Origin of the sequence: Cupriavidus sp. H39, assembly GCF_050271075.1 — a bacterium.
GTDB classification, from domain to species: domain Bacteria; phylum Pseudomonadota; class Gammaproteobacteria; order Burkholderiales; family Burkholderiaceae; genus Cupriavidus; species Cupriavidus necator_B.
In genome coordinates this window covers 733473-746034 of sequence record NZ_CP189848.1, presented here as the reverse complement: position 1 = coordinate 746034, position 12562 = coordinate 733473, and the positions used below count along the sequence as shown (strand labels likewise).

General features: G+C 66.9%; 9 protein-coding genes. 1 reads left to right on the top strand and 8 read right to left on the bottom strand.

What is annotated here, in order from left to right; all coding sequences use genetic code 11:
- Positions 1-32: 32 nt before the first annotated feature.
- The 7 genes from ubiB to ACOCMH_RS18875 all read right to left on the bottom strand — a co-directional run bounded on the left by ubiB (position 33) and on the right by ACOCMH_RS18875 (position 7237).
- Positions 33-1610: a ubiquinone biosynthesis regulatory protein kinase UbiB gene (gene ubiB / locus ACOCMH_RS18905; protein ID WP_427312508.1), complete on the bottom strand. Its 1578-nt coding sequence runs from the start codon at positions 1608-1610 to the stop codon at positions 33-35.
- A 64-nt stretch (positions 1611-1674) separates the two neighbouring features.
- Positions 1675-2355 (bottom strand): ubiquinone biosynthesis accessory factor UbiJ, encoded by a 681-nt coding sequence (locus ACOCMH_RS18900; protein ID WP_427312507.1) that lies wholly within the window; start codon positions 2353-2355, stop codon positions 1675-1677.
- A 124-nt stretch (positions 2356-2479) separates the two neighbouring features.
- Positions 2480-3472 carry a Tim44 domain-containing protein gene (locus ACOCMH_RS18895; protein ID WP_427312506.1) on the bottom strand — a complete coding sequence of 331 codons (993 nt, stop codon included), beginning with the start codon at positions 3470-3472 and terminating at the stop codon, positions 2480-2482.
- A 62-nt stretch (positions 3473-3534) separates the two neighbouring features.
- A complete protein-coding gene (gene ubiE / locus ACOCMH_RS18890; RefSeq protein ID WP_171514209.1) occupies positions 3535-4266 on the bottom strand; it encodes a bifunctional demethylmenaquinone methyltransferase/2-methoxy-6-polyprenyl-1,4-benzoquinol methylase UbiE in 732 nt (243 codons plus the stop codon).
- A 31-nt stretch (positions 4267-4297) separates the two neighbouring features.
- Positions 4298-4714: a gamma-butyrobetaine hydroxylase-like domain-containing protein gene (locus ACOCMH_RS18885; RefSeq protein ID WP_012351720.1), complete on the bottom strand. Its 417-nt coding sequence runs from the start codon at positions 4712-4714 to the stop codon at positions 4298-4300.
- 79 nt (positions 4715-4793) lie between these two features.
- On the bottom strand, positions 4794-6659 hold the full coding sequence (locus ACOCMH_RS18880) for an ABC transporter ATP-binding protein/permease (protein WP_171514211.1): 1866 nt from the start codon (positions 6657-6659) through the stop codon (positions 4794-4796).
- Positions 6660-6799: 140 nt separating this feature from the next.
- A complete protein-coding gene (locus tag ACOCMH_RS18875) occupies positions 6800-7237 on the bottom strand; it encodes an HIT family protein (protein WP_427312505.1) in 438 nt (145 codons plus the stop codon).
- A 159-nt stretch (positions 7238-7396) separates the two neighbouring features.
- Here ACOCMH_RS18875 and ACOCMH_RS18870 point away from each other — a divergent pair, with 159 nt between their 5' ends.
- Positions 7397-8416, top strand: a complete 1020-nt coding sequence (locus ACOCMH_RS18870; RefSeq protein ID WP_427312504.1) for a fimbrial protein — start codon at positions 7397-7399, stop codon at positions 8414-8416.
- An 18-nt stretch (positions 8417-8434) separates the two neighbouring features.
- On the opposite strand, the gene ACOCMH_RS18865 is transcribed toward ACOCMH_RS18870, so the two are convergent.
- Entirely contained in the window at positions 8435-12409 is a 3975-nt protein-coding gene (locus ACOCMH_RS18865) for a DUF3683 domain-containing protein (protein ID WP_427312503.1), read from the bottom strand.
- Between the last annotated feature and the right edge of the window lie 153 nt (positions 12410-12562).

Here is a 12562-nt window from a genome sequence, read left to right as displayed (position 1 = left end):
GGTCTCCTCCCGTCCCCTTGCCGGGGCTGCATTTACCAGTAGCCCGCCCAGCCCAGCAGGTGGGTGAGCACGATGCCGGCGACAAAGCCGCCCACCAGCAGCACCGCCGTGCCGAGCAGCCGGTTGGTGCGGCGCTGCTCCAGCACCAGCATCGCCAGCAGCTTGTCCTGCTCGCCGTTGCTGGTCAGCGCGCGCCGCTCCAGGAACTGGTGCGCCAGGCGCGGGAAGTCGGGCAGCATCTTGGCCCACAGCGGTGCCTCGACCTTGATCCGCTCCCAGGCCCCCTGCCAGCCCACTTGCTCGTGCATCCAGCGCTCCAGGAACGGCTTGGCGGTCTTCCACAGGTCCAGGTCCGGATCGAGCTGGCGGCCCAGCCCTTCGATATTGAGCAGCGTCTTCTGCAGCAGCACCAGCTGCGGCTGGATCTCGACATTGAAGCGGCGCGAGGTCTGGAACAGCCGCATCAGCACCATGCCGAGCGAGATTTCCTTCAGCGGCTTGTCGAAGTACGGCTCGCAGCAGGCGCGCACCGCGCTTTCAAGTTCTTCGACGCGGGTCTCGGGCGGGACCCAGCCGGATTCCACGTGCAGCAGCGCCACGCGGTGGTAGTCGCGGCGGAAGAAGGCGATGAAATTCTGTGCCAGGTAGTTCTTGTCGAATTCGGACAGCGCGCCGACGATGCCGAAGTCCAGCGCGATATAGCGGCCGAAGGTCTCGGGCTGCACCGACACCAGGATGTTGCCGGGGTGCATGTCGGCATGGAAGAAGCCGTCGCGGAACACCTGGGTGAAGAAGATCTCGACGCCCTCCTCCGCCAGCTGGTGCATGTCGACACCGGCGGCCTTGAGCGATTCCGTGCGCGAGATCGGGATGCCGTGCATGCGCTCCATCACGAACACCGTGCTGCTGCACCAGTCCCAGAACACCTCGGGCACCAGCAGCAGGCTGGTGTCGGCAAAGTTGCGGCGCAGCTGGCTGGCGTTGGCCGCCTCGATCATCAGGTCGAGCTCGTCGTGCAGGTACTTGTCGAACTCGGCCACCACCTCGCGCGGCTTCAGCCGCTTGCCATCGGCCCAGAAGCGCTCGAGCCAGGTGGCCATGTCGCGCATCAGCGCGAGGTCGCTGTCGATCACCGGCAGCATGCCGGGGCGCAGCACCTTGACCGCAACCTCGCGGCCGTGGCAGGGGCCGCCCTTGAGCGTGGCGAAGTGCACCTGCGCGATCGAGGCGCTGGCCACCGGCTGATGCTCGAAGGTCTCGAACAACTGGTCCAGCGGCCGGCCGAGCGCACGCTCGATGATCTTGACCGCCACCACCGAATCGAACGGCGGCACCTGGTCCTGCAGCTTGGCCAGTTCGTCGGCAATGTCGGGCGGCATCAGGTCGCGCCGGGTGGACAGCACCTGGCCGAACTTGACGAAGATTGGGCCCAGCCGTGTCAGCGCCAGCCGCAGCCGCACGCCGCGCGGCATGTCGAGCTTGCGCCCGATGGTGATGACGCGTACCAGGAAGCGGATCCGGCGGCTGCTGAAGCCCGAGAGCACCAGCTCGTCCAGGCCATAGTAGAGGATGACGAAGAGGATCTTGCCAAGGCGCAGGAGGCGGGTCATTCGGGAGTCTTCACAGGGCCGGGCAGGCAGTCAGGTTGGTGGATGAAGGCGCGGCGCGGCCGGCTCAGCGGTGCGGCGACGGCAGCTTGCCGGACGGCCCCGGCGCGGGCGGGGTGGCGCCTCGCTCCAGCCGTTCCAGGCGCTTCTCCAGCCGCGCCAGGCTGTCGCGCAGGCGGCCCACGTCGGCGCCGAACTCGTCCAGCGCGGCGTGGCGCACCAGCGTCGGGTGTTCGTCGAGCAGGTAGTCGGTGACGTTGTCCACCAGCGCGCGGCCGACGCGCGTGGCCTGGGCATGAACCTCGCGCACGCCGTCGACCACGCGCTGCGCCACGCTGTCGCTGACCGGCCCGCCCAGGATCCCGCGCAGCGCGCGCGACAGGTCCTCGGCGGCGTCCCAGCGCAGGTTGCGCGCCAGCGTCGACACCGTATTGGCCAGTTCGGCATCGCCCTCGATGCGGACATGGCGCATGGCGGCGGCCTGGCCGCCTTCGGCCACGTCGGCGGCCACCAGCGGCCACTGCTGCACCGGCACGCGCAGCGTCACCGCGGGCGCCTCGGCCGCGGGCGCCAGCTCCGTGCAGCCGTGTTCGGTCACCTTCAGCGACAGTTCGAAGGCGGCGGCATCGAAGCGGATCACGCGCCCGGCGAACGGCGCCAGCTGGTTGCGGGCCCACGGCTCCTGCTCGAGCAGGTGGTTCAGTGCCGAGACGGCAGGCGTGGCCAGGGCGGAAGGCAGAGTATTCATGACAGCGCGGTTGGCGGGCAGGTGGCGACGCGCGGGGCGGCGTCGCAACAAAAAGGCCCACGCTTTCACGTGGGCCTCCATTCTAAGCTACTACCCCCGGCGCATCACCGCCGGGGGTGCGGCATCAGGACTCTTGCTGGATCCCGGCCAGCAGCCAGCCGCCGGTGCCGGTGGCGGGCTTGGCCAGGTTCCAGACCTCGCCGAACGGCTGCGCCGCCTCGCCCGCCTTTTCGCGAATCATGCCCGAGAAACGCACGCTGGCCAGGTGCTGCGCCGGCGCCGACTCGATGCCGAGCAGCTGGGCTTCCAGCGTGACCACGTCGGTCTTGTTGACCTCGGCACCGCGCTCGGCCAGGTCCATCTTGATCTCGGCGAACATCTCCGGCGTGGTGAACTCGCGGATGTCGTCAAGGTTGCCAGCATCCCATGCGGCCTGCAGGCGCACGAAGTGGACCTTGGCGTTGCGCAGGAAGGCTTCGGTGTCGAAGTCGGCCGGCACGCCCCACGGCTGCTGTGCCACGGCGTCGGCTGCGACCGGGGCTGCCGTTGCCGGCAGCACTGGGCTGGCCGACGGGCTACCCGAGGAGGTGCCCGACGACAGTGGCGTCGGCTCGCCGCGGAACATCGGCTCGGCATTGTGGCCCAGGTTCGGTGCATTGCCGGCACCGGCGTAGGCCGGCTGCGGGCTGCGCTTGCTGCCGCCGCGGAACTTGCGGATCAGCCAGATCGCGGCAAACGCCACCAGCGCGATCAGGATCAGGTTGGACAGGAAGCCCAGCGCCGCGCCGCCCAGGCCGAAGTGCGACAGCAGCCAGCCGATGCCCAGGCCGGCGGCGATGCCGCCCAGGATGCCGCCCCAGTTGCGCTTGGGCGCCGCGGCGGCGGCCGCTCCGGCGGCACCGGCGGTGGCCGGGGCTGCCTGGTTCGGCTGCTGTGCCGGTTGCTGGGTCGGCGAAGTCGGTTGCGGCGCCTGCTGGCGCTGCTGCGTGACCGTCGACGACTGCTTGCCGATGCTGCGCGAACCGCCCATGCGCTTGGCATTGGCGTCGAACACCATCCCGAGGGCAAGCGCGGTAATCAGCGACCCAACCAGGAATTTTCCACGAAATGACGACATATTCTGCTATCCCCTGTCAGTTTCACCCCATCTTGGGGCGAGGCATGGCGATTTCAATGCTTCTAGTACTTGCGCCCGACGTGGAGCGCCACCACTCCGGCCGTCAGATTGAAGTATTCGACCTTTTCCAGGCCCACATGTTCCATCAAGCGTACAAGTGAGACCTGGTCTGGATGCATTCTGATCGATTCCGCGAGATAGCGATAGCTGGGGCCATCCCCTGCCACGCGCTCGCCCAGCCACGGCAGCACCTTAAAAGAATAGACGTCGTAGGCCTTCTCCAGCGGTTTCCAGACCTTGGAGAACTCCAGCACCATGACCTTGCCGCCGGGCTTGACCACCCGGCGCATCTCGGCCAGCGCGGCGTCCTTATGCGTCATGTTGCGCAGGCCGAAGGCCACCGTGACCAGGTCGAAGTAGTTGTCGGGGAACGGGATCTTCTCGGCGTCGCACAGCGCCACCGGCGTGACGATGCCCTGGTTCAGCAGCCGGTCGCGGCCGACGCGCAGCATCGACTCATTGATGTCGGTCAGCCAGACCTGGCCGGTCGGGCCGGCCTGTCTGGCGAACGCCTTGGCCAGGTCGCCGGTGCCACCGGCGATGTCCAGCACCTTGTGGCCCGGGCGCACGCCGGCCTGGGCAATGGTGAACATCTTCCAGAGCCGGTGCATGCCGCCCGACATCAGGTCGTTCATCACGTCGTACTTGCTGGCCACCGAATGGAACACGCCGGCCACCTTGCCGGCCTTTTCCGTTTCGTCGACCTTCTCGAACCCGAAGTGGGTTTCACTCATCTTTCAAGACTCCAGGATTGTCGGGGGCGGCTCAGTGATGGCCGCAGGCGTGCCCGCCGCCGGCGGCGGGCATCGGGGTGTCGCGGTCCGCGCCGGCCGCTTCCAGGCGCTGCAGGTAGTCCTGCCACAACGCGTCCTGGTTGTCGCCCAGGCGGTACAGCAGGTCCCAGGAATAGATGCCGGTGTCGTGGCCATCGGAAAAGCGGATCTGGATGGCGTAGTTGCCGACCGGCTCGACCGCGTCGACGCCGACCTCGCGCTTGCCGGTCTGCAGCACCTCCTGCCCCGGGCCATGGCCCTGGACTTCGGCGGAGGGCGAATACACGCGCAGCAGCTCGAACGGCAGCCGGAAGCTGCGGCCGTTGTCGAAGCCGATCTCCAGCACGCGCGATTGCGTGTGGACCGTCAGCGCGGTGGGATGGGGGGTATCTTTTTCCAGGCCTGCCATGGTGATCGCAGCCCGGTAACGGGCGCTCCTGAGGGTGATTGCCGCGCAATGCGACGCTGGCTGCCGCGGCAGCCCCGCGTCACGCTTCGCATACGACCCGATAGCTTACCCCAGGCTCGCCGGCTTGCGCAGCCCGGGCCGCTGCCTCGTCCTGCGGCAGGTAGCGCAGCCGGCGCTGGTGAAACGCGGCCACGGTGCTGCGGTGCGCAATGCTGACGATGGCGGCCTGCGGCAACTGCTGCACCATCAGCTGGTACATGGCGCGCTCGGTGTCTTCATCCAGCGCGCTGGTGGCTTCATCGAGGAACAGGTAGTCCGGCTTCTGCAGCAGCGCGCGCGCAAAGGCCAGGCGCTGCTGCTCGCCCGGCGACAGCCGCAGCGACCAGTTGTCGAACACGTCGAGCTGGTCCGCCAGCGCCGCCAGGCGGGTCTGGCGCAGCGCCGCCTGCAGGACTTCCTTGCTGTGCTCGGTGCCGGCATCCGGGTAGGCCAGGGCATCGGCCAGCGTGCCGATCGGCAGGTAGCTGCGCTGCGGCAGGAACAGCCGGCGCTTGTCTTCCGGCATGGTCACGGTGCCACTGCCATACGGCCAGATCCCGGCCAGCGCGCGGAACAGCACGCTCTTGCCGCAGCCCGACGGGCCACTGACCAGCCAGCGTTCGCCCGGCGCCACCGCCAGCGAGAACGGCGCCACCAGCGGCCGCTGGCCCACCGCCGCGCCGCGCGCGGCGCGCACCGGCAACGCCAATGCCAGGCCGTCGATGGCGATGCCCTCCTGTGGCCGGCCATGGTAGGCCACCTCGATATCGCGGCTGCCGTCATGCGATGCTTCCTGGCGCTCGGCCACGCGGATCGCTTCCTGGAAGTCGATCAGGCGGTTGGCCGCCGCCTTCCAGCCCACCAGCGTGGCATAGCTGTCGACAAACCACGACAGCGCGCCCTGCACCTGCCCAAAGGCCGAACTGGTCTGCATCAGCCCGCCCAGCGTCATCTTGCCGGCAAAGTAGCGCGGCGCCGCCACCAGGATCGGGAAGATGATGGCGAATTGCGCATAGCCGGAACTGACGAAGGTCAGGCGCCGCGTATAGCGCATCAGCTGGTTCCAGTTGGCGCGGATGCGGTCGAAGCGCGCGCGCAGGCCGGCCTGTTCGGTCGGCTCGCCGCGGTACAGCGCCACCGGTTCGCTGTTCTCGCGCAGGCGCACCAGCGTGAAACGGAAGTCGGCTTCGTATTGCTCCTGCTGGAAGTTCAGGCCGATCAGCGGGCGGCCGACCACGTGCGCCACCAGCGAGCCGATCACCGCATAGCCTGCCGCGAACCACACCATATAGCCCGGGATGGTCCATTCGGTGCCACCCAGCGCAAAGCTGATCGGGCCGGACACGGTCCACAGGATGCCGACGAAGGACAGCAGCGTCACCACCGAGTTGAGCAGGCCCAGTGACAGCGACAGCGCGCCGTCGGTGAACAGGCGCAGGTCATCGGCAATCCGCTGGTCGGGGTTGTCGGTAGCGTGGGTCTGCTCGATGCGGTAGTAGGCCTGGTGTCCCAGCCAGTGCCCCATGAAGCGGCCGGTCATCCAGGTACGCCAGCGCATCTGCAGCATCATGGTGTAGTACTGGCGCGAGATCGCCGCGACGATAAAGAACGCGGCGATCCACGAGAAGCGCAGCAGCAATACCTTGAACGAGGCATAGTCGCGCTGCTCCAGCGCGTTGTAGAACACGCGGTTCCATTCGTTGAGCAGCACGTTGATATAGACGATGCCCAGGTTAAGCACCACCACCAGCGCCAGCAGCCCAAGCCCGGCGACGCGGTCTTCGGATTTCCAGTAAGGCTTGATCAGCGCCCAGGTGGCGCTCATGCGCAGGCGGCTCTGGATCTTCAGGGCCCTGGCCGGTACGGCGGGGCCCGGTACGGTGACGGAAGTCGGAGTGGAGGACATAGCGGCAGCGCTTGGCCCGCCAGCGTAGCCGGCCGGGCTTGTTGTTCTGGATACCGTGGCGGGCCACGGCGGCAACAGCATTCAGACGGTCAGGGCCCTGCGCGGGTTCCGCGCGCGCGGCTTGTCGCTGGCTGGCGGCCTCAGGCGTCGCTCGCTTCGACCAGCGCCAGGGCCGTGCGCAGCGCCGGCAGCCGGCTGGCCAGTTCCTGCACGCGCGCGGCGTCGGCCGCGCGCTGCGGCGCGGCCCAGATCGCCTCCGGGAAATGCGTGTCCCAGCGGTAGCGCGGAATGATATGCCAGTGCAGGTGCGGCACCATGTTGCCGAACGCCGCCAGGTTGACCTTGTCGGGCGTCATGACCTCGCGCACCACCCGCTCGACGCGCGCGAGCAGCCGCATCAGCCAGGCCTGGTCGGCCTCGCCGAGGTCGCTCAGCTCGGCTACGTGGTCGTTCCAGACGATGCGGCAGAAGCCGGGGAAACGGTCATGCTCGACCAGGATCAGGCGGGCACGGTCGCCCATCCAGACCAGTTCGCCGCCATCGGTTTCGCACAGGGGGCAGTTGGGGGAGCGGCTCATGAAGCGAATCTTTCCATGGTTATGGCGGGGCCCGTGGTCGTTGGCGAAAGCGGCAGCACTCACTCGCCGTGATCGGGCGTTTTAAGTAACGCCTGATTCTATTACCTTCCTCGGGCTGGAATACTGGTTCTTTCTCCCTCGCCAAGGTCAAAGAAGGCCATGCCTCACCGCCACCACCCGCTCTTACGCAGGGCCATCGTGTCGTGCACATTGGCGCTGGCGGCCCTGCTGCTGTCCGTACCGGCAGCCGCCGATTGCAGCTTCGTCAGCGGCAAAGCGCGCGGCATCGCAACCATTTCATTGCCAGTACAACTCAGCGTGCCCCGCAACACCGCAGCGGGCACCATTCTTTACGATTCCGGCTGGGTCACCGCAGGTCCCACCAGCATTCTCTGCACGGGCACCGTCATGCAGAACTGGGGCTATACGAGCCCCATGGTCTCCGTGCCCGGGTACGGCAATGTGTACCGGACGCCAGTAAGCGGCATAGGCATCAAGACCGGCTGGGCCAACTGGCTTTCTGGCTCCCCCGATGTCGACAGCACGGCGCTGGTCTGGCCGCAGACTTCACAGGCCGTCGCCAACCCCTCCACGACGCCCTACGGCCCGATGGGACGCTACCGGCTGCAATTCGTCGTGACGGGTCCGGTGATGCCGGGCACCATCACCCTGCCGGCCCTGCTGGCCCAGGCCAGCTATGGCTCGCTGATCGTGAACCAGCTTGCGGTGGCGGGCAACACCAACATCGTTGCGCCAGCCTGCGCCGTACAGAATACGTCGGTGGTGGTGAACATGCCGACGGTCAGCGTTGCCGCCTTGCCGGCCGCCGGTGCGACCGCCGGACGAACCGGCTTCAATATCTCGCTCAGTTGCTCCGGGGCGACTGCAATCACCATGACCATCACCGACGCCACCCAGCCTGGCAACGCCGGCAGCAACCTGTCGCTCGGGCAAGGATCGGGCGCTGGCGGCGTCGCCTACCAGATCCTCTACAACGGCACGCCGGTGAGCTTCGGACCCGACTCGGCCACTGCCGGGAACCTGAATCAGTTCAACGTCGGCACCATTGCCGGCGCCACCACCCTGAACATCCCGCTAGCGGCGCGCTACATACGCACCGGTCCGCTGACGCCAGGGTCGGCGCTCGCCAATGCGACCTTCACCATGAGCTATCAGTAGCCCGGACGCCGGCCACACTCAGACCAGCACGCGCTCGATACCGCCGGCGTTGGCCCGGGCGACATACTCGGGCATCCAGTTCTCGCCCAGCAGGTGCTTGGCCATCTCGATCACGATGTAGTCGGCCTGCACCGACGCATCTTCCTTGTAGCGCGACAGCCCCTGCAGGCATGACGGGCAGCTGGTCAGGATCTTGACGTCGCCGGTAAAGCCGTCGGCCCGCAGCTTGTCGGCGCCCTTGGTCATTTCCTCTTCCTTGCGGAAGCGGACCTGCGTCGAAATGTCAGGACGCGTCACCGCCAGCGTGCCCGATTCGCCGCAGCAGCGTTCGTTCTTCTCGATCTTGCCGACGCCGGTATTGCCGCCCATCAGGTCGTTGACCAGCTTGGTCGGGTCCATGGTCTTGATCGGCGTATGGCAGGGGTCGTGGTACATGTAGCGCGTACCGGTCACGCCCTCCAGCTTCACGCCCTTCTCTAGCAGGTATTCGTGGATGTCGATGATGCGGCAGCCCGGGAAGATCTTGTCGAATTCATAGCCCGCGAGCTGGTCGTAGCAGGTGCCGCAGCTGACCACCACGGTCTTGATGTCGAGGTAGTTCAGCGTGTTGGCCACGCGGTGGAACAGCACGCGGTTGTCGGTGACGATCTTCTCGGCCTTGTCGTACTGGCCATTGCCGCGCTGCGGATAGCCGCAGCACAGGTAGCCCGGCGGCAGCACGGTCTGCACCCCCACGTGCCACAGCATCGCCTGCGTGGCCAGTCCCACCTGCGAGAACAGCCGCTCCGAGCCGCAGCCCGGGAAGTAGAACACCGCTTCCGTTTCCGGCGTGGTCGCCTTGGGGTCGCGGATGATCGGCACGATCTCGTTGTCTTCGATGTCGAGCAGCGCGCGCGCGGTCTTCTTGGGCAGGTTGCCCGGCATCTTCTTGTTGATGAAGTGGATCACCTGCTCGCGCACCGGCGGCTTGCCGACCGTGGCGGGCGGGTGCGCGGTCTGCTTCTTCGCGATCTTCTTCAGCACGTCGTTGCCCAGGCGCTGCGCCTTGTAGCCCCAGTCGATCATGACCTTGCGGGTCAGGTTGATGGTCTCGGGGCTGGTGGCATTGAGGAAGAACATCGACGCCGCGGTGCCGGGGTTGAACTTCTTCTGCCCCATCTTGCGCAGCAGGTTGCGCATGTTCATCGACACATCGCCGAAGTCGATCTTGACCGGGCACGGCGTCACGCACTTGTGGCACACGGTGCAGTGGTCGGCCACGTCCGAGAACTCGTCCCAGTGCTTGACCGAGATGCCGCGGCGGGTCTGCTCTTCATACAGGAAGGCCTCGACCAGCAGCGACGTCGCCAGGATCTTGTTGCGCGGGCTGTACAGCAGGTTGGCGCGCGGCACGTGCGTGGCGCATACCGGCTTGCACTTGCCGCAGCGCAGGCAGTCCTTGACGCTCTCGGCAATCGCGCCGATGTCGCTCTGCTGCATGATGATCGACTCATGCCCCATCAGGCCGAACGACGGCGTGTAGGCATTGCGCAGGTCGGCGCCGGGCAGCAGCTTGCCCTTGTTGAAACGGCCCTGCGGGTCGACCTTCTGCTTGTACGCGCGGAAGTCGCCGATCTCTTCCTCGGTCAGGAACTCCAGCTTGGTGATGCCGATGCCGTGCTCGCCCGAGATCACGCCGTCAAGCGAACGCGCCAGGTCCATGATGCGGGCCACCGCGCGGTGCGCGTCCTGCAGCATGTCGTAGTCGTCCGAGTTGACCGGGATATTGGTGTGCACGTTGCCGTCGCCGGCGTGCATGTGCAGCGCCACGAAGACACGGCCGCGCAGCACTTGCTTGTGGATCTTCTGGGCTTCGTCCAGGATCGGCTTGAACTCGCCGCCGTTGAAGATCTTGCGCAGCTCGGCGCGGATCTCGGTCTTCCACGACACGCGGATGGTGCGGTCCTGCAGCAGGTGGAATACGCTGGCGTCCGGCTGCTGCTGCAGCCGCGCCTCGAACTCCTGCCCCAGCAGGCCCAGCCCGTGCCCGATCAGCGAGGCCTTGGCCTGCGCCAGCGGCGTGTCCAGATGGTCTTGCAGATAGCGCCAGCGCGCGCGGATCTCGCGCAGCAGCGTCAGCGCGTGCTGGACGCGGTCTTCCAGCAGCTCGGCGCTGGGGATTTCGTTGGCGTCGTCGCTGCGGCCCAGCGGCAGGTTGCCGCGCGCGAAGAACGCTTCCAGCGTATCGACCAGCTGCAGCTTGCTCTTGATCGACAGCTCGATATTGATGCGCTCGATGCCGTCGGTGTATTCGCCCATCCGGTTCAGCGGGATCACCACGTCTTCATTGATCTTGAAGGCGTTGGTGTGCTTCGCGATCGCAGCGGTGCGCGAGCGGTCGAGCCAGAATTTCTTGCGGGCCTCGGGGCTGACGGCGATAAAGCCCTCGCCACTCTTGCCGTTGGCCATGCGGATCACTTCCGAGGTGGCGCGCGCCACGGCGTCTTCGTCGTCGCCGACGATATCGCCGATCAGCACCATCTTCGGGAACGCGTTGCGCTTGCTCTTGGTGGCGTAGCCGACCGCACGCAGGTAGCGCTCGTCCAGGTGCTCCAGGCCGGCCAGGATGGCGCCGCCCGGCTTCTTCGTCTCGGCGTCAAGGTAGTCCTTGATCTCGACGATGCTGGGGATCGCGTCGCGCGCCTGGCCGAAAAACTCCAGGCACACGGTGCGGATGTACTTCGGCATGCGATGCAGGATCCAGCGCGCGCTGGTGATGATGCCGTCGCAGCCTTCCTTCTGCACGCCGGGCAAGCCGGCGAGGAATTTGTCGGTGACGTCCTTGCCCAGGCCTTCCTTGCGGAACTTGCGACCTTCGATGGCGAGCGTCTCGGTGCGCAGCACCTTCTCGCCCGGGGCGCGGTTGCCGTCCGACCACTTCAGCTCGAAAGTCGCCACCGGCACGTCGTGGATCTTGCCCAGGTTGTGGTCCAGCCGGGTGATTTCCAGCCAGTTGCCTTCCGGGTCCACCATGCGCCACCACGCCAGGTTGTCCAGCGCGGTGCCCCACAGCACGGCCTTCTTGCCGCCGGCGTTCATGGCAACGTTGCCGCCGATGCACGAGGCGTCGATGGAAGTCGGGTCGACCGCGAACACGAGGCCAGCCTTGTCTGCGGCATCGGCCACGCGGCGCGTCACCACGCCGGCGCCGGAGAAAATGGTCGCAACCTTGTGCGACACGCCCGGCAGGTCGGTCTGCTCAACCGGACCCAGCTGTTCCAGCTTCTCGGTATTGATCACCGCGCTCATCGGCGTCAGCGGCACGGCGCCGCCGGTATAGCCGGTGCCGCCCCCGCGCGGGATGATGGTCAGGCCCAGCTCGAAGCAGCCCTTGACCAGGCCGGCGATCTCTTCCTCGGTATCCGGGGTCAGGACGACGAACGGGTATTCCACGCGCCAGTCGGTGGCGTCGGTCACGTGCGACACGCGCGACAGGCCATCGAACTTGATGTTGTCCTTCTGCGTGACGCGGCCCAGCACGCGCTGCGCGCGCTTGCGCAGGTCGTAGGCGGCGGCAAATTCGTTCTTGAAGTCCTCGATCGCCTGCTTGGCGAAGGCGACCAGCTGCTCCACGCGGTGCGAGCGGTCCTCGGCGGCGGGCTCGGCGTGCTCGGCACGGTCGGCGGCGCGGCGCTTTTCGATCTCGGAGAGGCGGTGGTGCAGTGCGCTGACCAGCATCTGGCGGCGCTTGGGATTTTCCAGCAGGTCGTCCTGCAGGTAGGGGTTGCGGCGCACCACCCAGATATCGCCCAGCACCTCGTACAGCATGCGCGCGGAGCGGCCGGTGCGGCGCTCGCTGCGCAGCTCGTCCAGGATGCGCCAGGCTTCCTCGCCGAGCAGGCGGATGACAATCTCGCGGTCCGAGAAGGACGTGTAGTTATAGGGAATTTCACGCAGGCGCGGCGGGGCGTCCTGCGCGGCGAGCTTGGCGTCGAGCACGAGTGGGGCGTTCATTGGGGGACCGCTTCCTGCTGCGCACGGGGACTGTGCGCGAATCGTTCATTAAAGGGCGATTGTACTGCAACCCCTGGTTTCGCCGCACCGCAGCATGGCGGAATCCTTGTCGGAACAAGGGATTAGCGCCTGAGCGGCGGGCCGGATGGGCCT

Coding starts and splice junctions, on each gene's coding strand:
- ACOCMH_RS18880 (WP_171514211.1), bottom strand. CDS start 6,659: ATGTCCTCCACTCCGACTTCCGTCACCGTACCGGGCCCCGCCGTACCG.
- ubiB (WP_427312508.1), bottom strand. CDS start 1,610: ATGACCCGCCTCCTGCGCCTTGGCAAGATCCTCTTCGTCATCCTCTAC.
- ACOCMH_RS18875 (WP_427312505.1), bottom strand. CDS start 7,237: ATGAGCCGCTCCCCCAACTGCCCCCTGTGCGAAACCGATGGCGGCGAA.
- ACOCMH_RS18900 (WP_427312507.1), bottom strand. CDS start 2,355: ATGAATACTCTGCCTTCCGCCCTGGCCACGCCTGCCGTCTCGGCACTG.
- ACOCMH_RS18895 (WP_427312506.1), bottom strand. CDS start 3,472: ATGTCGTCATTTCGTGGAAAATTCCTGGTTGGGTCGCTGATTACCGCG.
- ACOCMH_RS18865 (WP_427312503.1), bottom strand. CDS start 12,409: ATGAACGCCCCACTCGTGCTCGACGCCAAGCTCGCCGCGCAGGACGCC.
- ubiE (WP_171514209.1), bottom strand. CDS start 4,266: ATGAGTGAAACCCACTTCGGGTTCGAGAAGGTCGACGAAACGGAAAAG.
- ACOCMH_RS18870 (WP_427312504.1), top strand. CDS start 7,397: ATGCCTCACCGCCACCACCCGCTCTTACGCAGGGCCATCGTGTCGTGC.
- ACOCMH_RS18885 (WP_012351720.1), bottom strand. CDS start 4,714: ATGGCAGGCCTGGAAAAAGATACCCCCCATCCCACCGCGCTGACGGTC.